Origin of the sequence: Butyrivibrio sp. YAB3001 (assembly GCF_900112195.1) — a bacterium.
Lineage (GTDB): Bacteria > Bacillota > Clostridia > Lachnospirales > Lachnospiraceae > Butyrivibrio.
The window spans coordinates 55,584-76,331 of sequence record NZ_FOKR01000007.1 but is presented as its reverse complement, the minus strand read 5'-3'; the positions used below and the strand labels follow the sequence as shown (position 1 = coordinate 76,331).

Genomic DNA, 20,748 nt, shown 5'->3' with positions numbered 1-20,748 from the left:
ATGGAGGGAATTTATGAAGACATATATAAAAGGTGCAAATCCATATATGCCACTTTGGGAGCATGTTCCGGATGGAGAACCTAGGGTGTTCGAGCATGATGGAGAAAAGCGAGTGTATGTATATGGGTCACACGATATTGAAAGAGATAAATACTGTGGCAGAAACTACGTTGTGTGGTCGGCTCCCGTGAATGATCTTGCTGACTGGCATTGCCATGGTGTAGCCTATGAGACACATTATGACTCTGTTTTGTATGCGCCTGATGTTGTAAAGCGTGGTGATACTTATTACATGTATGCTGCAGAATGCTGTGGAAGCCTTATCGTGGTTGCAAGTTCAAAGACTCCCTGGGGACCATTTGAGAATCCAGTTCCGACAAAGCTTGGTTTTGATCCTGGTATTCTTGTTGATGATGACGATAAAGTCTATGCATACTGGGGTGGCTGTGCGGCACCTTGCTATATAGCTGAACTTAAAGATGACATGGCAACTATAAAGGAAGGTACGCTTGTTGAGAACCCATTGGGGCATTCTACCTGTCCATGGAATCCGGTTGATGATGGCCATATATCGCTTATAGATGGTTTCTTTGAAGCTTCAAGCCCGAGAAAGGTACATGGTAAATACGTCTATATTTACTCCAAGAGATACGAAAAACCAGTGCCTGAGCTTGGTGTTTTTACGCCGAATAATGGTTTTCTTTCCTATAGGTTCAGTGATTCTCCATTTGGACCGTTTCATGATGGTGGAGATATAAGCTTTAATGGAGGGGAAATTTTGCATGACTCCGAAGGTGTAGGTACTATGACTTACCAGTGGGGCAATAATCACGGCTCAATTATGGAAGTTGATGGCATGTGGTATGTATTTTACCACCGTCAGACAGGTTTAAACGAATACTCGAGACAGGCAATGATAGAGCCTGTTGATGTTGCATTTGGTATGGATGGGAAGCTGTATATCGGAGATATAAAGTACTTAAATGGCGAGCCTGTTTCATCAAAACCGGTTGAAATGACTTCGCAGGGAGCTCAGATAAATGGACTTGATGCCTATTCATGGATTTCAGCAGGGTATTCATGCCATATTTTTGGAAGCAAAAAACGTGCTTATATAAGACCTTGTTATGAACAAAAGGAAGATATCTCGACACCTGTTGTTGATATCACGGATGGTACAACGGTCGGATTCCGTTATGTTCAGTTTGGAGAGAATACTCCTAAAACAGTTACTGTTTGCCTTGAAGCTGCAAAGAAAGTAATAGTGAAGGTTCGAATTGATTCTTACAGAGGCCGTGTTGTAGCTGATCTTTCCTTTATTGGTGATAGCAAGGAGATGGTAGCACCACTTACTACTGGCATTGTTGGAAAGCATGCAGTGTATTTTGAGTTTTTGGCGGAAGACGTAGAAGAAAGCTTTAGTTTTGACAGATTTACTTTTGACAGGTGACTGTAGGTATGAGTGTACAGTGTCTGTGTACTAAGAAAGAAGATAGAGAATGATTAGAAAAAATAATGATTGTTTATGTATTTAATGAAAGACTGTGGAAATGCTCATGCGGCATTATCCACGGTCTTTTGATCTGAATTATTATCTTTTGAACCAAAGGTAATGAAGAATAACATCATAAAGATGAGCCCGAAACCTATTGCGTCATAGATGGTGAAGGCACTTTTTAAGACAAATGTTGAGATGAGGGCAGCGGTTATTGGTTCAGCAAAACTATAAAGAATTGCCTTTTGAGGTCCAATCTTTGATACGCCGCTTATGTATAAAGTAAAGGCACAAATATTGCCGATAACGACTACAAAGAGTATTCCCAATGTACCCATAAGATTTGGAACATAGTGAATTTTCCAGCTTCTAAAAGCTATTCCCAAGAAAATACCTCCGAGTAAAAAAGACCAGCCCTGAGCTACTATGACGGGAACAATAGCAGTAATCTTTGGAGCGAGCACATTGTAGACCATTACACAGAATGCACTACCGATACCTGCGACAAGAGCTGGAAGAGGTAGTGAGATATGCCTAAAATCACCATGCGTTGTTAATAGGAAGACTCCGGATATTGCTAAAAGAATGGATATGATCTCAAATGATCTTGGTAATCTCTTTGCAGTTATGCAAGTAAAAGCCAGTATAAATATTGGAGCAAGATCCTGCAGTATTGTTCCCATTGCAGCATTTGAAAGCTCGATCGTAAGAAAATACAGGAACTGGCATGTGCTCACTCCGGCGATTCCGTATATGAGTATCCATTTGGCAAGCTTAGCTGATTTCCAGGGCTTAAATACAGGGTCCGGATGTTTGATGAGGCAATATAAGAGGATAAGAATGCCAGCAAGACCAAGTCTTATCGGCACCAACCATTTACTATCCATCTGCTGTACGGTGAACAGGTATTGCCCCATTGATCCGGATAAACCCCAGCATGTTGCCCCAAGTAGCGTATATATAATTCCTTTTAAGTTGTTTTTCATCGAATTACTACTCCTTAACAGAAGAAATATATAGCATATTTTAAGATTGTTTTCAATTTTTTTATTGCATCTTTGAAATCTCTTTGAAATAAAAGTGGTTGACAAGTTGCTCTTGAGACCGTAAAATTTTTATCAAGTTAATAATTTAAACCGATGAAGCGGAGATAAAGGCTTTTATGCCTTCACAGAGAGTCCGGGGTGGTGAGAGCCGGATAAGAAACAGATTGTCAAATGGACCGCTGAGGGCACAGTTAAATGTTCATAGGAACAGAGTATTCTGTGACGGAAGACTCCCGTAAGCAGTCAGGGATATGTTGGTATCCTGTAGAGAGCGTAGTGTAAGCTATGAATGCAAGGTGGCACCGCGGATAAGATTATTATTCGTCCTTGACAGAAGAAATTCTGTCCGGGACGTTTTTTCGTTTTGAAAAGAGTTTCGCTAATGATGCACATTTGAATGACATTCTGATTTATGATCTCTCGGAATCTTGAGTGATCATGCTAGCTAAACTCTGGCAATTGAACTTTGACAAGTAAATATTACCCAAGATGCTAAAGATGAGTATGACAAATAGACATAGCACTGTTCCTATGCCTGAGAATGCTGTATGATATTTACGAGATCATGCTACATTACAAACCAACTTTCTCATGGCGGATTCGTAAGGCAGATCCCATGCATCCAAATGTTGTAACATGAGGATGTGATAGAGGCGGCAGTACCACATCTTTGTTGAGCGGTGTCTGCCGCTTTCTAGCATGAAGTCTATTTTCTCACGCTTGTTTGAGCGTTCTACAGAGGTTCTTGCATTATACTCGGTTTTCCATTCTTCGCTATCTCTTGGAGGTATGTTTATAAGGCGTGGGTTATCTTTCATTGCCAAATGGACAGAACGTCCATATTTAGAGTTCGAGCATGGTTCATCACAGGAACATTCATGTTTTCTGCTTGCTAAGGGACACCTGAATTTAATGCGGTATTTGGATCTTTCAACACCATCATGGTTCATTTTTCTTCCTGCCCTGCAGACAGGAACACCATCTTTTCCAATAGTGAAATCATTCTTGTATTGAACCTTTATGCCACGCTTTTCATTTAGATCAATAAAAGGAGTTATGTGTTCCTTTTTACAGTATTCATAGTAAGGCATGGCATCATGAGCAGAATCCAGCAATAGTTTACGGACGTTATAATCTGGGAGAAATGATTTCATCCTGAAGAAGGAATGAAGAAAGCCATGGGAATCATGCATTGATGCGGGATTAAAGAGCGGGAATACAGGAAGATCACTTTCTGAGTCTGACGCAACCATCATATAAAGGTCATATCCGTGATAGAAGCAATCTCTGGATGAATCCCATCCGATGTCACAATCAGGCTGAGAAAAGTACCTTTCACAATCACAGTCAGTAATGCCTTTTTCTGCGCAGTCACAGACACGATGCTTGCGCTCTCTTGCTGAGGTAACAACAGGAGTCCCATCGCCGGCAATAGACAGATGAGAATTGTTTATCAGGCCTTTCTGAACAGATTTTTCCAGAAATTCTTTCTTAAAGAGTTCAAAGAGAGAGCCATAAGGCTGATCCTTGATTGAGAACGTAGTTCCTTCGAGATGCTTAAAGAGTTCTTCTACAGTAACTTTATCAATGGGTTTGGCTTTAGAACCCTTTTTAACTGGCTTTTTTACAGTAGATTTTAATTTATGCAGATGGGAAGACGGGTTATTATCATCCGAATCCCACAGTCTGGAAAAGAAATCATAGAAAGTTCCAATTCCTGGAGTATCACCTACTTCAAAACCGCTGAGAAAGGCATAGAGTGGATTGAGCTTCAATTGAGAAACCCATTCGGTAATAGAATTAACTTTGAAGTCAATGCTAAGAAGATAAGAACGTTGCATGCAGGAAGGAGTTCTAGGAGCATGATCAAATTTAGAATACTTATCGATCATGCTTTGGGCGGTGTAGGAAAGATCAAGATTCCAAAAACGGTCAATGATATCCCAGGTATTTTGTGATATAGAGTCAGGATTAGGGTAATATTTGCGAAGATTATCAACAACAAAGGTTTGGTAGTCAGTATGACTGCCACAATTAACAGGTAACATAAAATCGCCCTCCAATCAAAAAAACTTACGTCGCGCCGTAACGACATTTTCTTGTTAACAAGGGCGCGAAGCGCCGCATTTTTGGAGGAAAATGTCAAGTGTTTTTTGATAAAAAAGTGGGGGATTTTAATAAAAAAAGAATCTGAAAGCCGCATTGTTACTGGCTTAGAGATTCCGAGAGTTTATTTATAAGTATTGGGAGGAAACTATTGTCAGGAATCTTACCGGAGATGTTTTAGAGATTCTTCCTGGGGATATAATGCAGATGCCAAACGGAGAGATATGGCATTTGAAATAACGTCTAAGTACCATTTTGGTGCGAAAAAATGTAAATTAAGAGTGTTTATCTTTCTGTTATTAGCCTATAACCCAAATCCGGCGTGTATTATTCTATTTTTGTAAGACATAGTTCTTACAGAAATGGAGAAGGTATGAAAAATATCAAATTAGAAACATTTATTGTGTTGGTTTTGGCTGTAGTATGTATTGGTGTTGTAATTGCAACCGGAAAGATTGCTTTGTTAGGTTCTGTAGCTGCATTGCTTGGCTTAGGAGCTCTTTTGCTTAAGAAGGATGAAGCAAAAGAAGAAAGAGGAAGATGATATGATCTTTTTAGCCATTTGTTTTGCACCTATACTATTTTTAGGTTGGTGCTTTGTAAAGACCATCGAAATAATAGCAGGTTTTTTAAGATTTGATCTGAGTTGTTCGGCAGTTAAAAAGAAGAATCCGGAGTTGTACAGGCAGATGAAGGAAGAGGCATTTAGAATGACAAATGGCGGGAACTCTGCATATTGGGTTATATATCACGTGAATAAATCAGGGAAAAAATAATGAATAAAAGAGCCTTGATTGCTGTAAATGTTGTTATTATGGTTTATGAAAAGTTTAAATTAAAGGAAGAAGGTTCACTTGAAGAAAGTGTGAAGGAGCAATAAATTATGGGTATTTCATATGATAAATATCATTATTTTGGAATGGAACATACAGATGGTGGAGCAGAGAACTGGGATCGTGACCACGATGGAGATTTAGATTTTTTGGAAGAGAGCTCCAGAATGGCATATGATAGGATTTTATATGATAAAATACATGGTGAGGATGAGCTGAAAACTGATGAGGAAGAGGAACTCCTTGATGATATAGAATTTATGGATGCACATGAACGAAGAGAAGTTATTGAGGAAGCGGGCTTTGATCCCGATTTTTTTGATGATGAGTTTTAGTTTTCATTATAAAGAGGATACAAATATGAGGACATGCTTGGGAAAGGTTGGTTTTGCAAATACAATATTTGCTCTACTGTTGGCGCTTTCTTTAGGGATGTCTTCTTTTTTGTTCTGCAATGTTAAGACTCATGCAGAGGAAGAAATCCCCTCATATAGCGGTAGCGCTTCAGTGGAGTTAAATGAGAATGTACCGGAGTTTACAGCTGATGAAATCACAACAAATTCCTATGAGTATTATGGTGATTTGGATGATAAAGGGCGCTGTACACTTGCAATGGCTTGTCTTGGAAAAGACCTTATGCCTACTAAGGAACGTCAGTCAATCAGCATGGTAAAGCCTACCGGATGGAAACAGAACAAGTACCCTGGCCTGGTAGATTCAGATCCTCCGTATCTCTATAACAGATGCCACATGATTGGATTTCAGCTTACAGGAGAGAATGCTAATGAGCAGAATCTAATTACAGGCACTCGCTACATGAATGTAGAAGGCATGCTGCCTTATGAAAATGAGGTTGCTGATTATGTTCGCAGCACTGGCAACCATGTAATGTACAGAGTTATTCCTGTGTTTGAAGACAAAAACCTTCTTTGCAGCGGTGTTCAGATAGAAGGCTATTCGGTAGAGGATAAGGGAAAAGGGATTTCTTTTAACGTATACTGCTACAACGTGCAGCCAGGAGTAATCATCAATTATACCAATGGCAGTAACAAGGCAGATCCGAACTATAAGAAGAGTGTAAGTGCAGATGAATTTGTAGTTACAGGCGATAATATCGGAACATCTGTAGACAGATCTGCTCCTGCGCAGAGTGATACTACTGTTCCTGCTGGAACAACATATGTTGTTAACAAGAATTCCAAGAAATTTCATAATCCTTCCTGCGACAGCGTGAAAGATATGAAAGAAAAGAATAAAATGTATTATGAAGGTACAAGGGCTGCGCTAATACAACAGGGGTATGATCCTTGCAAAAGATGCAATCCCTGACTTATGAATCTGAGGATAGCAAAGCAGTTCTGTGAAGACGATGCAGAGTATATATACTGATGAAGTAGAAAATATTATAAAGGAGAAGGACTATGCCATTTATTTCAACAAAGACAAACGTTACATTATCAAAGGAAAAAGAGACACAGCTTAAAGAGCGTCTTGGCCAGGCTATTTCAATTATACCTGGAAAGAGTGAGAATTGGCTCATGCTGGCAATCGAGGGTGACATTCCTATGTATTTCAGAGGTGATGATTCTCAGCCTACAGCATTCATTGAAGTTAAGATCTATGGTAATGCATCTTCTGATGTATACGGCAGGATGACAAAAGAACTGACAGGAATATATGGGGACATTCTTGGAATTGCTCCGGACCATATGTACATCCGTTACTTCGGATCAGATGATTGGGGATGGAATGGAAACAATTTCTAATAAAGTGTATGTATTCAGCTCATTAAAAGAGGCTGTTTCATTAGCCGGTTACACAGAGGTTTCGATAGAGAGAAAGCATATAATGTTATGAGCGAATATTGCCAAAACTGTAAATAGTTGTAAATCAAATATAAGGGTATAATTAGTTGTAAATACCTGTAAGAAGTTGTAAAATATGTAAAACGTGTAAATACTTGTAATGGAGGAAGCGCAAAATGAAAAATCCATTTACACATACTCCGGGAAGGTCAGGAGATGCAAATATTCCAACTGGGTTAGAAGAGCAGGTATATGAAAACTTCAGATATAATCCGCCTTCTGAGCATGTATTTAAAATCATTGGTGTCAGAGGCTCTGGAAAGACAGTATTATATGGTAACATCCTGCGACATTACAGAGAGCAAGAGAAAAAAGATGGAGGATGGCTTGTATATGACCTTTCTTCTGCAAGGAACCCTATAAACACAATACTTTCTTATTTGGAGCTAGAAACAGAAATAAAGAGGGCACTTATCTCGGAAAAAACAAAATTCAGCGCTTCTGTGCCCATAATCGGGATAAATGCAAGCTACAATGCAGAAATAAATTATGACGCAGAAGTAAGGCTTGAACAGCTCATAGGCATACTTATAAATAATAAAAAGAAAATAATGATAGGCATTGATGATATAGCTAAAACAGAAGCGATGACACAGTTCTGTTCAGTATATGCAAAACTGATCCGAAATGAAACAGAAGATGGCATACCCTGGCCCGTATTTCTTATCTGTTCCGGTGTGTATCAGAATTTTTATGAACTGGGAGAAGTAGACAATCTTACATTCTTTAAGAGGGCATATGAAATAAAAACAGAACCCTTTGCGACACCAGCCATGGCTAGAGTATATGAAGATAAACTCGATATGCAGGAAGAAGATGCTATCCGTTTTGCACAGGATACGAAGGGATTTGCGTATGCATACCAGGTCCTTGGAAGTGCATACTTCATTCATAAGGAAAAAGGGATGGATTATGTCATAAAGCAGGCAAAGTCAGAACTGTTCGCTCAGTGTTATGAAAAGATCTGGAAAGAAATACCGGAAGGCGGACGGGAAATATTAAGGATTGTATGCAATGGCCCAAAGAAAAGAAAGGAAATTGTCTCTCAGATGAAGAACGGTGGAAGTTATCAGGTATACAGCACCGCTCTTAAGAAAATGGGTATACTGAAAGACAGTGACGAATCATACGGAACAGCTGAGATTGCCCTGCCATTCTTTGGAGAATATGTAAAAAAATATTGTTAAAAAGTGGTGTTTACAGTTGTTGAGGGGCTAATGAGACTTTTGCATCAGGCATTACTGCTCTTTCCGGTCTTATTTGCCTATGCAGACTTGATTCATTTAAGGAAATGGTGACTGACATGCAGCTATTTATCGAACAACGCCCATACTTGGTGATAATTTATGCAGTCATAGCACTTAGCTGTTCATATTTTATAAAGTATTATTATAATGGTATATTATTACTGTTATCTGTAGTTTTTAAACTGTATTATTGCTTGTAGAGACTTGGATTTTTCCAGGGCTTTTTTTCTTAGCAGAGTCAAGGCTCATATTATCGGCCTTGGCTCTTTTCGTATATATAAACTTTACAAAACATACAATATTTACAAATAGCGACTTTAAATCATTTCAAAGTAAACTGGAGGAAAACCAGTATGGCAAAAGTATTAAGAAGGCTTCTTAACGAAGCAAAAGCCAAAATGACAGATGAGGATTTCTTTACTTCAAAGGTAATGAAACAGCACTTTGAAAGCATTATCGAAGGAGTATGTAAAACTTTCAAACGTCACATTGCAACATCCAAGATGCTCCTAATAATCTCTTATGGACTTCCCGCAGCTGTGGGATGTGGCGAAGAACTAGGCAAACGTGACTGCCAGGAAGTTGTGAAACGATATAAGAAAAAAATAATACCATTACCATGGATATGCGTCCTATAAAGGTGCATAAATAGTATACAACGGACTCTAGATGTTAAAAAACTACAATTAAAATATGGTCTAGTGCCAGTTTTTTGATACCTATTATTGTAAAGGACAATAAATGTCCAAACTGTTTTGTAATATGAAAATATAAACAGGATATATGCTCAAATTAGTCAAATTAGTGGGGGGAATAAAATCCAAATGTACCAGTTGTGAAAGGATGGTAGACATTATGAAAAGATCGGTATTTTGGATAAAGAATTGTACTTTGGATGATGATCGAGGAAGCAAATCTTTCTGTGATAATTGTCCGTACTATAATCAGTGTAGAATGGATGCAATTAAGATTGTTGATTTATGCTTTTATTGAGTGGCTTCTTCGCGCTAAATGATAAGGAGAAATATGGGAAGAAAAGAGAATATCAGTATCTTTGAAGATACTGAATTAATGTGTAAAACAAATCTGAAATTATCGGCGAATATTGCAAGATCCAGACGCAAACAGGCAATTGTTCTAGAAACTGATAGACCTGATTGTCGTAATGCTACTGTATATGAAAAATATGCAAAAGTCATCGTGTCAAAAAAGAGGACCTTAGAGGCGGCATCTTATTATAAGGACTACAAGACGGCTGTTCTTAACTTTGCATCTGCATCAAATCCAGGTGGCGGAGTAGTTCATGGCTCATCAGCGCAGGAAGAGTGCCTTTGCAGATGTTCTACCTTGTACTTTTGCCTAGATACGCCAGAGATGTGGAATGGCTTTTATACTCCACATCGTAAAGCACAGGATCCAATTCATAATGATGACATTATTTATACTCCTGATGTTACAGTATTTAAGAAGGATACTGATAGGCCTGAAACTATGCCGGAAGCAGACTGGTATAACGTAGATGTCATTACATGTGCCGCTCCGAACCTGAAGACAAATCCTACAAACTTTTTCAATCCGGAAGACGGAGCTGCACCTGTAACAATTTCAGATGTGGATCTATTAGCGCTTCATGAAAATCGGTTACGTAGAATACTGGATGTGGCAAAAGCAAACCAGATTGAAGTCATTATTCTTGGTGCATTTGGTTGCGGAGCTTTTAAAAACAAGCCTGAGGTAGTGGCACTTGCTGCCAAGAATGTACTGAAAGACTATCTTAGTAACTTTAAATTCATTGAGTACGCGATATATAGCAGAGGAAATAATAATTATCAGATTTTTGAAAGAACACTTAAGCCTTTAACGAGGTGAAGAGAATGAGAAAAATGACACTATGTACCTATGCTGATAATGTTGATAGCACTGATCTTTATCAAAGTGTTTTACATGTAGTGGGCACATATGGTCAGATGGTGGCTATGTCATATCTTATAAGTAATATATAAGGACATTTATTTGGCGTGATTGTCTGTATGGAGGGTCTTGGATGATAGGTGCGATTATTGGTGACATGGTAGGAAGTATATATGAATTTAATAATATCAAAGATAAACGTTTTTTTCTCCTTACTAAATGCAGCACTATTACAGATGATAGTTTTATGACAATGGCGATTTCAAGGGCGCTTCTTGATTGTGATGAGGATATTAAAGAAAAACGGGATGGTTATGAGCAGAAGTTATATGATAAGTGCATAGAATACATGGTATATTATGGCAGAAGGTTTCCAGATGCCGGATACGGCAGTCGTTTTGCTAAGTGGCTAAAAGATGAAAGCAGAAAACCATATGGCAGCTATGGAAATGGCTCAGCTATGAGAGTTTCACCAGTGGGATGGTTTTGTGATTCCCTTGAGGATACTCTCCGTATTGCAGTGATAACCGCTTCTCCCTCACATAATCATGAAGAAGGCATCAAGGGAGCTCAGGCCATTGCGGCAGGGATTTATCTTTTACGGACGGGAAGTAGTAAGGATGAGTTTAAAAAGTACATAACTGATACATTTGGCTATAACCTTGACAGGAAACTTGATGATATTCGGCCAGATTATTCATTCCATGTATCATGTGAGAAATCTGTTCCGGAAGCAATTATTGCATTTTTAGAAGGAGAGTCTTTTGAGGATGTTATCAGAAACGCAGTTTCTTTGGGTGGGGACAGTGATACGATTGCTTGCATGGCAGGAGCATTAGCTGAAGCTATATATGAGATTCCAGAAGAAATTAGAGCCTCTGTAAAAGAAAACCTTATTGAACAACGCGAGGTTACACGAAAGGATTTTGATTTTTATAACCTTGTTGTGATCGGTAAGAAAAGCAAAGCATTTGGTGAACAGAGCTTTAATATGCCAAATCCCTGGGAATATCCTCTAGATCATTCTATTGAAGAGTTTTACAAAGGATTTCACGATAGATTAAGAGACCAGGTGGAGATAAATTTTGAAAATGGCAAACGGGTTGGAACAATTGAGCTTATGAAGGAGTTGTATGAGGAAATAAAAGTATTGGAACCAGGAAAAGGATGTGATAAGAGGTTATTGGAAATTGCAGAGTATTTTGGTTATATAAAGCGTTATTCAACCTGTATGAAAATATGCGACAGCATTATAGAAAGTGGAGCAGATGCAGAAACCGGAAAGAAAGCAAATCAGCTAAAAGAAGACTTGCGTACATTTTATTTTATATCCCGTGGAATCATTAGCTGGGATCGTTGAATGTGAAATCGCCGAAAATACAAACAAACCTTCGGTGCTTACATCACAGGGATTCAATCTGAAAAGCATCAAAATCAGATAGTTTCGGACTAATTCAGGGGATTTGACAGTGATTTTGAGAAAGTTCTAAGGACTGTTGCGATGACGAATAACCATATGGATAATAATGTTAATTTAATAAATAACATCCGTGATTATATAATATATAGGACCGACGGTGGTATAATAAGAAGTGGGGATTCCTTGTGGAATTCCCGTTTTTTTATATCTTATGACATTTGCAATAAAGGTCAACATGTGTCCAATGTAGTTGCTACTATTAAAACAAAAACAGGTGTGGAAATGCTAGAAGAACGAGAGGGAAAAAGCAGTAGAGCTTTGTCAATCTATTCAAGGCTCATGAATGGAAGAATTATCTATAAAGCAGAAGAAGCAGCACGCTTTGGAGTGTCAGAAAAGAGCATTCAAAGAGACATCGAACAGATTAGGCTGTTTCTCGATAACCAGGCTGTGACAGATGGTATTCCGAACAATCTGATTTATGACTATTCCATAAAAGGATACCGGATAGAACAGGCGGACAACCTTAAACTAACAAATGATGAAATTATTGCAATATGTAAAATTATCCTGAGCAGTAGAGCTTTTTCAAAAAAAGAAATGGGTAACATCCTGGATCGACTAATAGAGTGCTGCGTTCCAATAAAGAATCAAAAACAAGTAACTGATCTCATGAGGAATGAGCGGTTCCATTATGTTGAGCTGACCAATAAACAAAAGGTTCTGGATAAGATGATGCTCCTTGGAAATGCAATATCTTCCCAATATGTAATTGAGTTTGATTATCAAGGAGTTCAAGGGCATACACCAAAGCATAGGGAAGTAGAGCCATTGGCAATCATGTTCTCCGAATTTTATTTCTATCTTGCAGGCCGAATCAGGAACATCAATAGGGAAGAAGCTTTTGCAGATCCAAACGATGCTTTTCCTACAATATATAGGATTGATAGAATCCGTAAACTCAGCATAACAGACGAGCATTTTAGCACTCCTTACAGAAATAAGTTTGAGGAAGGCGAATATAGGAAACGCATTCAGTTCATGTATGGCGGTAAGCTGAGAAAAGTAAAGTTTGAATATACCGGTTATGCAGTCGAGGCAGTGCTTGATCGGCTACCTACAGCAAAAATCATTAGTGAAGACGAAGGGAAGTATGTCATTGAGGCAGAAGTATTTGGCGATGGAATTGATATGTGGTTGAGAAGCCAGGGAGACAGGATAAAAGTACTCTAACTAACAAGATATAGAATATGAATTGCTATCACTGAATAATCTTCTTAGTATGTGTAGTAGACCTTTTATGGAACAATGCACTTGGCTTAAGAGGTGGTTATGGAATATAAATATCAGAATTCGGTTGATGATTTTAGGGTGAAGTATACTTTAGTAATACCTGATGATGCAGAAGCTAAAAATCCACTTACTGAGAAAGAACAGAAATTTTTAGACGATCTTAATGACGCATATGATGAAATTGAGAATTTGACAAATCAAGCAGATGGATATGATTATGCACTTGCTGTTAGTAGCGGAATAATCGCTGGTCTCATAGATTCTTTTTGGGTTGGGGAATGGGATTTTCGAAAGGCTAAAGGAAAAGCAAGCGAAGAGATAGCCAAAAAGATAGTTGCATACGCAAAAAAACATTCAGGTTATGCTAAGTGGTGTGATGGTGTGGATAAGACAGGAAAGTGGATAAAAAGAAAGCCCGACAGCCATATTTCCGCTGTTGAATTCCTTGAAGAATTATATGTGTTACCAGGAGATACTGGCTGGAATTTTGCAGGGTCCGGGGTGAGTCCAACTTCTCATCGCTTGGATGATTTTTGCCATCACCCTACGCTTGTAGGAATGATTAGTTGCATTATTGTTCAGTTTACTGGAACTGCAAAGTATCATCCTTCATCTGGGGAAATAATCACATTACCAGTTACGGTTAATAAATATGGAAACTTTGTAAGTGATAAAGCCTTTGGGAAGGTTTTTGCAGGAATTATAAATTGGTTTTTTAATGTTGCGAAGACCCTAAAGAATCGAAAAGGACATTTGATAAGCGATATGGCGGGGAGCATATCTTCCGTAAAGGTGGGAAATGATGGTGCTGGCATTCCTGGTACGGTTATGTCAACACTAAAGGAATTATCTGCACTGCCTTGCTTTCAAGACACTGCATTTGCAGAAAACTTGAGAAAAGCTTTTCAGAACGGAATTGGTTCGGGGAAGAGCCAATTGGATTTAGGGGTGTTCAATAATCTATTTGATGGAGCGAGCAGTAAATTTGACATGAGGACTGAGTTGGCCATAAAGAAGGAACTTAAACGTCAGGCGATTCCAGTAGTAATTAATGAAATTGTTGTTAGGGCTTTCTTTTTTATACGCAGATTCATAGAGCAAATGCGTGTTAAGCGGTCTCTTATGGAAATAGAGTGGAAACGCCTTTTACCAGTTAACAATCGCACAATTGTTAGAATGATGACGGTGGCTTCCGGAACATTTTGCGCAGTTGATATAGGGGATGCTGCTATTAGAGCAGGAATTGAGTCATGTGGGAATGTTGCTGCTTTTGGAGGGAAGTTTATTTTAAGGGTAAATTTTGTCGGTATTGGCCGGTTCACTATTGCTGTGGGAGCTGATTTATATATGGCAGCAAGAAAAGGTAGAATGGAATTAGCGATTGCCAGTGGAGAAGTTGCTAATACAGCTTTATTGGAAAAGAAAATCATACAAGAAGTCGCCGAAATTAATGACAACACAGATACAAAAATTGAGAAAATGAAGGCTGCTACTGCAGATGTTAGCAATCTAAAATTCTGAAAGGTGGAAACGTTATGGTTGAGTACAATGCCGAATTGATGTCTGATAAGGATTTAATAGAAGCTGCAAATATAGTTTTTTCAGCTCAAGAGAAGGATTTTGAGAAGATTAAAACGGAAAAATGGTACCATACATTCTTTCATGCAATTACTTTAAATCAGGATGGGACGAAGTATGCAGTTCGAGGCATTAAGTCGTTGGCAAAATTGCAGCAACTTTTCATGAATGTTTATGTTAAGAACTATAGAAAATCTCATGAGCAGCTTGATGATGTTATAGCTGCTGTAACCAAAAACAGTGAGGCTATAAAAAAACTGTATGGAAAATGTGTCTTGTGTCTTGAGGAACAAAGCTCCTTAGAGCAACTTGATGATTTTGATGCGAAAATATTAGCTTTGTTTTTGGGCGAATATAGGGATGAAAATGGATTGGTTCCCCAATCAGTTCAGGGGTACAATAAAGGAGTTTTGCTTGCATTAAATCAAAAAGTTCCATCTGGAGCGCTGGATAACCATCAGCTTAGTAAGTTAAATGCACCGAAGGTAGTATATAGATGTTTTATGGAACAATGCGCTGTAGATGGAACTATAGATACACAAGAATGGTGTGACAAGATATATGAAGATATTAGAGATTTTGAATTGAGTGACAATTCGAAACGTGAGATTAAAGAATCTGTAAAGCGTGAGGTTGAAACTGCGGGAGTAGATTATCTTCTTGAAAAATACAATAAAGATGATGGAATAACTGATTCAGATTTTATTATTCAAATTGAAGGCAATAATCAAGACTACCAGCCTAAAATACAAAATTCTCAAGTTGGTAAACCATGTGATGAACACTCATTGTATATGGCAGCAGTTGAATTTGATCGTTTTTTCATAGATGCTTCCTATACAGTGATGCAGGCATGGAACTATGGCTTCTTAGCCAACCTTGTAACAATTCAAATATTAAATAAAGAAATTACAGATGATACTGATTTCATGACTATATCAAACAAACTTTTACATGGAAGTGTGCTACATTCTAAATCTAGAGAGAACGGATTTGTCATTGGTATTAAAATCGAAGAAATGTATGACAATGGTGAAGAACACAGTGAGTATTTTCTTATTTTAACAAATGATGCATATTTTGTATTTATCGATGGATTAATTGCAGTTGTTCCTATTGACAAAGTAAAATTCGCTACCGAGAATGAATTTGGATTAGAAATATGTGCATACAATGTCGAATGGTTTAATGAAGCTGGAAATAAGGTAAACGGTGACGATAATGTCAAAATAAAGCGGATTGATAAAAATAAACACTGTATTCGAGCGTTTAGAAAAGGCTTGGAGAACTTTATTAATGAGTTAGGGGGCTATAATACATCAACAGAATATGAAATTGAGAGAATAATCGGAGAATATATTGATGAGATACGTCGTGGGTCTGATTCAGCTTATATGGTTAAGGACTTTGGAACCGATTATGAGATTAAACATAAGAAACTGAAAAATGCTTTGGCAAAATATGCTGTTAAAGTGCGCGAAAAAGATGTAATTGGCTTTATTGATACTTCTATTCGTCAAAATGGGAGTGCAGGATATGTGTTCACAACTGAGGGGATGTCATTTAATTATGCATTTGAAAAAGTATTTGTTTATTATGGGGAAATAGAACAAATGACTTATGACCCTAAGACGAAAAATCTAACAATGCGTGGTTTCTTCTCTGAAAGAAAGAATAATGATACAAAAATACTGATTCCATTAGAGGAATCTAGAAATGTGGCTTGGATAAAAATGATCCAAGAAATTCAATGTGTTATTTAACTGCGAAGTTTCAGTTATTTAATTGTAAACTCGTAGGTACTATGTTATTTAAGTTGTCGTATATGAAATTCTGAATGGATAAGAGAGATAGCGGGTGGCATCTGTACGATACACTTTGAAAAGGCGGCGGTAAAAACCACCGCCCTCTAGAGTAGTTGTTTGAGCATGAGACTTTCAGGATGTTTACAATATCAACTAAATTTTGAAAGCATTGTTGATAATCTAGCTCCAATTGACTTTACTTCTTGATCACTAAAGTACTTTTGGAGAGTGCTATCGTTTGTTAACAATCTAAACTTGTTAAATGCTTGTTGAACATCCGATTTTTTAAGAGTTCCTTGCTCGGATTCTTTATCTAAGTGCTTAAACAAGTCGATAAATGAAGCAACATCTTTTTCCATATGGTAAATGCCTCCTTTCCTGATGAAAAATTTGCAGTGGAGAAAAAGGGATAGCTTTAGATATCTATTAGCTTTTTTAGGCAAAAATGCTTTCAAAGTGCCTACTTCATAGATTTAGAATATAATCTCTTTGTCTGATGATAATTGTTAGAGCGTAATGGTTTTTTAGCATGAAGAATTATGTTTTTATATATCATATGTTATTTTACCGCGATATATGTAACAATGCAACAGTAATTGAAGGATGAAATGATAAGATATGTGTTCACTAAACTATCTGGTTTCATTGAAAGAATACTATGGAATAGTTTTATGCGGCATGTGACAGCCTTTTTATTCATGATAATAAGCTTAGTACTTTCTGAATAGATTATAAAGGGACATATTATTATGGATAACAAACAAATTTGGTTTTTAGTATAATGACTCATTGGTACCAAAAACCACAAAAAGAGGTAAGCATAGGCTCGGATTCTTATCTTGCCCTTTTATAATAGAGAAAAAGAAGGCTACTATGGCAGATGTTAGTAAACTAAAATTCTGAAAGGTGGTAAAAATGATTGAGTACAATGCTGAACTGATGTCAGATAAGGATTTAATAGAAGCTGCAAATGAAGTTTTTTCCGCTCAAGAGAAAGATTTTGAGAAAATAAAGACAGAAAAATGGTATAAGACGTTCTTTCATGCTATTACCTTAAATCAAGACGGAAAGAAGTATTTAGTTAGGGGCATTAAATCATTGGCTAAGTTACAACAGCTTTTTATGTCTGTTTATGTTAAGAACTATCGGAAATCTCACGAGCAACTAGATGCTGTTATAGATGCGGTTACGAAGAATAGTAATGCTATAAAAAATCTATATAGGATGTGCGTCTTAGATTTAGAGGAACAAAGTGCTCTAGAACAAATAGATGACTATGATGGTGAGATTCTTGCCTTGTTTTTAGGTGAATACAGAAATGAAAATGGAAATGTTCCAAGTAAGGTCCGGGATTATAACAGGGGTGTTCTGATCGCGTTAAACCAGAAAATTCCATCCGGATCATTAGAGAATCATCAGATTAGTAAATTGAAGGCTCCTAAAGTAGTTTATAGATGCTTTATGGAACAATGCGCTGTAGATGGAACAATAGACACACAGGAGTGGTCTGACAAAATATATCAGGACATTGATGATTTTGAACTTAGTAATAATACTAAATTGGAGATAAAAGAATCCGTAAAGCGTGAAGTCGAAATTGCAGGAGTTGATTATCTTCTTGTCAAATATACAAAAAACAACAGTGGTGTATTGGATACGGATTTTGTCATTGAATTGGAAGAAAAAGAGTCTATCATAAATCATTCAGTAGATGATTATGATATTAAAGATGCTGAGCAAAAACTTCTTGATTGTAAAATAATCGAAGCGCTTGTGATGTTTAACAAACTTGCAGAATCCGGAAATCCAAGAGCAATGTATCATCTTGAAGAACTATATACTCATGGATCCGCTGTGAATTTAAAGGATCGAGAAAAAGCTATACATTGGCGAAAAAAGGGAACTGCACTAGGTGATCCTTTATGCAAATTGAACACAGCATACACTTATAAAAAGAATTCTGATAAACGTATTAGTATTATTACAGAGGTAATCAATGAGGTTCATTTCATGGCAAATGAAGGTGACTTATTTGCACAAAATGAATTGTCGGAGTTATATAAAAACGGTGAGGTGGTTGAAAAAAATGAACATATACGGCTTGAGTGGTTAAAAAAATCCGCAAATGGAGGGTGTTTTCGGGCTATTGAAAAGTTGGGGGGATATTATATCAATAAAAATGATATTGATACCGCCATTATTTGGTATAAAAAAGGCGCAGAGAGAGAGGATGCGGCATCATATCATAGATTAGGGGATATCTATAAAGACACCAAGTCTTTGTATAAAATGGCATTTGACTGTTATGTTAGAGCAAGTGAACTAGGGGATATTTATGCGCCAATTGAAGTGGGGGCTTTTTATGATGGCGAATGGGGAAATGGCATAGTACCAATGAATTATGATGAGGCATTTAAATGGTATAATATCGGAGCTGAAAGAGGAGATAGCGAAGCATTAGTGCTTTTGGGAACCATGTATATGGAAGGTCATGGAACTCAGATAAACTATGAATCTGCAATGGCTTGCTTTGAAAAGGCCTATGAAGAAGGAGAGAGCGAAGCTGCATTATGGATGGGGGATATTTATAATGAGAATAAGAATTTTGAAGAAGCTATTAAGTGGTACGAAAAGGCCTATGAGGAAGGAGAGAGTGAAGCTGCAATTCTCGTGGGGCATATCTATTATGAGAATAAGAATTTTGAAGAAGCTATTAAGTGGTTCGAAATAGCGTATGAGGCAGGTGCAGGTGAGGCTGATGTACCTTATATATTAGGCGTATTATATGAAGAAAGGAATAATTTAGAGGAAGCAATTAAGTGGTATAAAAAAGGCGCAGAGAGAGATGATGCGGCATCATATCATAAATTAGGGGATATCTATAAAGACACCAAGTCTTTGTATAAAATGGCATTTGACTGTTATGTTAGAGCAAGCGAACTAGGGGATATTTATGCGCCAATTGAAGTGGGGGCTTTTTATGATGGCGAATGGGGAAATGGCATAGTACCAGTGAATTATGATGAGGCATTTAAATGGTATAATATCGGAGCTGAAAGAGGAGATAGTGAAGCATTAGTGCTTTTGGGAATCATGTATATGGAAGGTCATGGAACTCAGATAAACTATGAATCTGCAATGGCTTGCTTTGAAAAGGCCTATGAGGAAGGAAATAGTGGAGCTGCATTATGGATGGGGGATATTTATAATAAGAATAATAATTTTGAAGAAGCTATTAAGTGGTTTGAAATAGCGTATGAGGCAGGTGATGCTTTTGCGCCAAATATTTTAGGCGGAATATATGAAGAAAGGAATAATATAGAGGAAGCAATTAAGTGGTATAAAAACGGAGACGAACGCAACAATAAGCGTTCGCAGCTTCAACTAGGTGAGTTATTTGAAATGGGTAAAGGCGTAAACAAGGATCTTTCCTTGGCATTTGATTATTATTTAAAGGCAGCAATGCAGGGAAATAAATACGCTGAGTATAATGTTGGTAGATTTTACTATTGTGGTCTTACTGGAGAAAAAAACATAAACAAGGCAAAAGAATGGCTTGCTGCATCTGCATCACAGGGAGTGGAAGAAGCTAAACAACTATTAGAAAAAATCAAATAAAATGAAGAAATTTTCATCATCATAATGAAGGTATAAGATATTTGTTCCTATGACCCAGTGACCCTTAAAAGATTACACTATAAATTTTGGATTATTATCGATATCAGTGTCTAATATGCATTGGTTTAAATCTACCTGACGAATATGCACATTCCGAATATACGCTTATCTTAAAGGGGGCGAATGAAAAAGCAAAAACTAATGCAGCACAGGGGCTGCCAGAACTTATTAAAACAGCTACCAAAGAGAACTCCAAAGCAAAGCAAAACAAAAAAGAAACGAGCAACCTTTTCCAGCCCGAAGACCTTACTCAGTAAAAAAAACATTTCTTGATTCTTTTCATAAAGAGATTTATTTTGGCTGTCAACAATTATTTTTGAGAATTTCGTTATAATGTCAAAGAACTGAAGTGAAAAATTACTATATGGATATTGAATCTTTGAAATAAAAGTGGTTGACAAGTTGCTCTTGAGACCGTAAAATTTTTATCAAGTTAATAATTTAAACCGATGAAGCGGAGATAAAGGCTTT

18 protein-coding genes and 1 other annotated feature are annotated in these 20,748 nt (G+C 37.3%); of the genes, 15 read left to right on the top strand and 3 right to left on the bottom strand.

What is annotated here, in order from left to right; translation table 11 throughout:
* Positions 1-13 precede the first annotated feature (13 nt).
* Positions 14-1,450: a family 43 glycosylhydrolase gene (locus tag BM086_RS09340; protein ID WP_092325760.1), complete on the top strand. Its 1,437-nt coding sequence runs from the start codon at positions 14-16 to the stop codon at positions 1,448-1,450.
* A gap of 104 nt (positions 1,451-1,554) precedes the next feature.
* Here the strand turns inward: BM086_RS09340 and BM086_RS09335 are convergent, their stop codons facing one another.
* Entirely contained in the window at positions 1,555-2,481 is a 927-nt protein-coding gene (locus BM086_RS09335; protein ID WP_092325759.1) for a DMT family transporter, read from the bottom strand.
* Positions 2,482-2,625: 144 nt separating this feature from the next.
* Positions 2,626-2,873: a binding site (T-box leader), on the top strand.
* 231 nt (positions 2,874-3,104) lie between these two features.
* Positions 3,105-4,589 (bottom strand): hypothetical protein, encoded by a 1,485-nt coding sequence (locus tag BM086_RS09330; RefSeq protein ID WP_092325758.1) that lies wholly within the window; start codon positions 4,587-4,589, stop codon positions 3,105-3,107.
* A 431-nt stretch (positions 4,590-5,020) separates the two neighbouring features.
* On the opposite strand from BM086_RS09330, the gene BM086_RS20870 reads away from it, so the two are divergent.
* From BM086_RS20870 to BM086_RS09275, 13 genes are all read left to right on the top strand, one after another.
* A complete protein-coding gene (locus BM086_RS20870) occupies positions 5,021-5,191 on the top strand; it encodes a hypothetical protein (RefSeq protein ID WP_175560184.1) in 171 nt (56 codons plus the stop codon).
* Entirely contained in the window at positions 5,163-5,423 is a 261-nt protein-coding gene (locus tag BM086_RS09325; protein WP_175560183.1) for a hypothetical protein, read from the top strand. The genes BM086_RS20870 and BM086_RS09325 overlap by 29 nt, the downstream gene beginning before the upstream one ends.
* A 107-nt stretch (positions 5,424-5,530) precedes the next feature.
* Positions 5,531-5,815: a hypothetical protein gene (locus BM086_RS09320; RefSeq protein ID WP_092325756.1), complete on the top strand. Its 285-nt coding sequence runs from the start codon at positions 5,531-5,533 to the stop codon at positions 5,813-5,815.
* A 25-nt stretch (positions 5,816-5,840) separates the two neighbouring features.
* Entirely contained in the window at positions 5,841-6,809 is a 969-nt protein-coding gene (locus BM086_RS09315) for a DNA/RNA non-specific endonuclease (protein ID WP_092325755.1), read from the top strand.
* A gap of 92 nt (positions 6,810-6,901) precedes the next feature.
* Positions 6,902-7,246 (top strand): phenylpyruvate tautomerase MIF-related protein, encoded by a 345-nt coding sequence (locus tag BM086_RS09310; RefSeq protein ID WP_092325754.1) that lies wholly within the window; start codon positions 6,902-6,904, stop codon positions 7,244-7,246.
* A gap of 215 nt (positions 7,247-7,461) precedes the next feature.
* Positions 7,462-8,532, top strand: coding sequence for a hypothetical protein (locus BM086_RS09305; RefSeq protein WP_092325753.1), 1,071 nt, complete (start codon positions 7,462-7,464; stop codon positions 8,530-8,532).
* A gap of 413 nt (positions 8,533-8,945) precedes the next feature.
* Positions 8,946-9,230: a hypothetical protein gene (locus BM086_RS09300; RefSeq protein ID WP_092325752.1), complete on the top strand. Its 285-nt coding sequence runs from the start codon at positions 8,946-8,948 to the stop codon at positions 9,228-9,230.
* Positions 9,231-9,618: 388 nt separating this feature from the next.
* Positions 9,619-10,461 carry a TIGR02452 family protein gene (locus BM086_RS09295; protein ID WP_092325751.1) on the top strand — a complete coding sequence of 281 codons (843 nt, stop codon included), beginning with the start codon at positions 9,619-9,621 and terminating at the stop codon, positions 10,459-10,461.
* Positions 10,462-10,466: 5 nt separating this feature from the next.
* Entirely contained in the window at positions 10,467-10,595 is a 129-nt protein-coding gene (locus BM086_RS21590; RefSeq protein WP_255367795.1) for a hypothetical protein, read from the top strand.
* Between the two features lie 41 nt (positions 10,596-10,636).
* Complete coding sequence (locus BM086_RS09290; RefSeq protein WP_092325750.1) at positions 10,637-11,863, top strand: ADP-ribosylglycohydrolase family protein; 1,227 nt, start codon at positions 10,637-10,639, stop codon at positions 11,861-11,863.
* Between the two features lie 342 nt (positions 11,864-12,205).
* Positions 12,206-13,156: a helix-turn-helix transcriptional regulator gene (locus tag BM086_RS09285; RefSeq protein ID WP_092325874.1), complete on the top strand. Its 951-nt coding sequence runs from the start codon at positions 12,206-12,208 to the stop codon at positions 13,154-13,156.
* 99 nt (positions 13,157-13,255) lie between these two features.
* Entirely contained in the window at positions 13,256-14,737 is a 1,482-nt protein-coding gene (locus BM086_RS09280) for a hypothetical protein (protein WP_092325749.1), read from the top strand.
* A gap of 14 nt (positions 14,738-14,751) precedes the next feature.
* Complete coding sequence (locus tag BM086_RS09275; RefSeq protein WP_092325748.1) at positions 14,752-16,557, top strand: hypothetical protein; 1,806 nt, start codon at positions 14,752-14,754, stop codon at positions 16,555-16,557.
* Positions 16,558-16,748: 191 nt separating this feature from the next.
* Here the strand turns inward: BM086_RS09275 and BM086_RS09270 are convergent, their stop codons facing one another.
* A complete protein-coding gene (locus BM086_RS09270) occupies positions 16,749-16,958 on the bottom strand; it encodes a hypothetical protein (RefSeq protein WP_092325747.1) in 210 nt (69 codons plus the stop codon).
* 556 nt (positions 16,959-17,514) lie between these two features.
* Between BM086_RS09270 and BM086_RS09265 the strand changes: the two genes are divergently transcribed.
* Entirely contained in the window at positions 17,515-20,217 is a 2,703-nt protein-coding gene (locus BM086_RS09265) for a tetratricopeptide repeat protein (protein WP_092325746.1), read from the top strand.
* Positions 20,218-20,748 lie beyond the last annotated feature (531 nt).

Excerpts from the sequence above, each read along its gene's own strand:
- BM086_RS09310 (WP_092325754.1), top strand. The coding sequence starts at position 6,902 with ATGCCATTTATTTCAACAAAGACAAACGTTACATTATCAAAGGAAAAA.
- BM086_RS09315 (WP_092325755.1), top strand. The coding sequence starts at position 5,841 with ATGAGGACATGCTTGGGAAAGGTTGGTTTTGCAAATACAATATTTGCT.
- BM086_RS20870 (WP_175560184.1), top strand. The coding sequence starts at position 5,021 with ATGAAAAATATCAAATTAGAAACATTTATTGTGTTGGTTTTGGCTGTA.
- BM086_RS09335 (WP_092325759.1), bottom strand. The coding sequence starts at position 2,481 with ATGAAAAACAACTTAAAAGGAATTATATATACGCTACTTGGGGCAACA.
- BM086_RS09295 (WP_092325751.1), top strand. The coding sequence starts at position 9,619 with ATGGGAAGAAAAGAGAATATCAGTATCTTTGAAGATACTGAATTAATG.
- BM086_RS09285 (WP_092325874.1), top strand. The coding sequence starts at position 12,206 with ATGCTAGAAGAACGAGAGGGAAAAAGCAGTAGAGCTTTGTCAATCTAT.
- BM086_RS21590 (WP_255367795.1), top strand. The coding sequence starts at position 10,467 with ATGAGAAAAATGACACTATGTACCTATGCTGATAATGTTGATAGCACT.
- BM086_RS09305 (WP_092325753.1), top strand. The coding sequence starts at position 7,462 with ATGAAAAATCCATTTACACATACTCCGGGAAGGTCAGGAGATGCAAAT.
- BM086_RS09265 (WP_092325746.1), top strand. The coding sequence starts at position 17,515 with ATGATTGAGTACAATGCTGAACTGATGTCAGATAAGGATTTAATAGAA.
- BM086_RS09340 (WP_092325760.1), top strand. The coding sequence starts at position 14 with ATGAAGACATATATAAAAGGTGCAAATCCATATATGCCACTTTGGGAG.
- BM086_RS09330 (WP_092325758.1), bottom strand. The coding sequence starts at position 4,589 with ATGTTACCTGTTAATTGTGGCAGTCATACTGACTACCAAACCTTTGTT.
- BM086_RS09320 (WP_092325756.1), top strand. The coding sequence starts at position 5,531 with ATGGGTATTTCATATGATAAATATCATTATTTTGGAATGGAACATACA.
- BM086_RS09290 (WP_092325750.1), top strand. The coding sequence starts at position 10,637 with ATGATAGGTGCGATTATTGGTGACATGGTAGGAAGTATATATGAATTT.
- BM086_RS09280 (WP_092325749.1), top strand. The coding sequence starts at position 13,256 with ATGGAATATAAATATCAGAATTCGGTTGATGATTTTAGGGTGAAGTAT.
- BM086_RS09275 (WP_092325748.1), top strand. The coding sequence starts at position 14,752 with ATGGTTGAGTACAATGCCGAATTGATGTCTGATAAGGATTTAATAGAA.
- BM086_RS09300 (WP_092325752.1), top strand. The coding sequence starts at position 8,946 with ATGGCAAAAGTATTAAGAAGGCTTCTTAACGAAGCAAAAGCCAAAATG.
- BM086_RS09270 (WP_092325747.1), bottom strand. The coding sequence starts at position 16,958 with ATGGAAAAAGATGTTGCTTCATTTATCGACTTGTTTAAGCACTTAGAT.
- BM086_RS09325 (WP_175560183.1), top strand. The coding sequence starts at position 5,163 with ATGAAGCAAAAGAAGAAAGAGGAAGATGATATGATCTTTTTAGCCATT.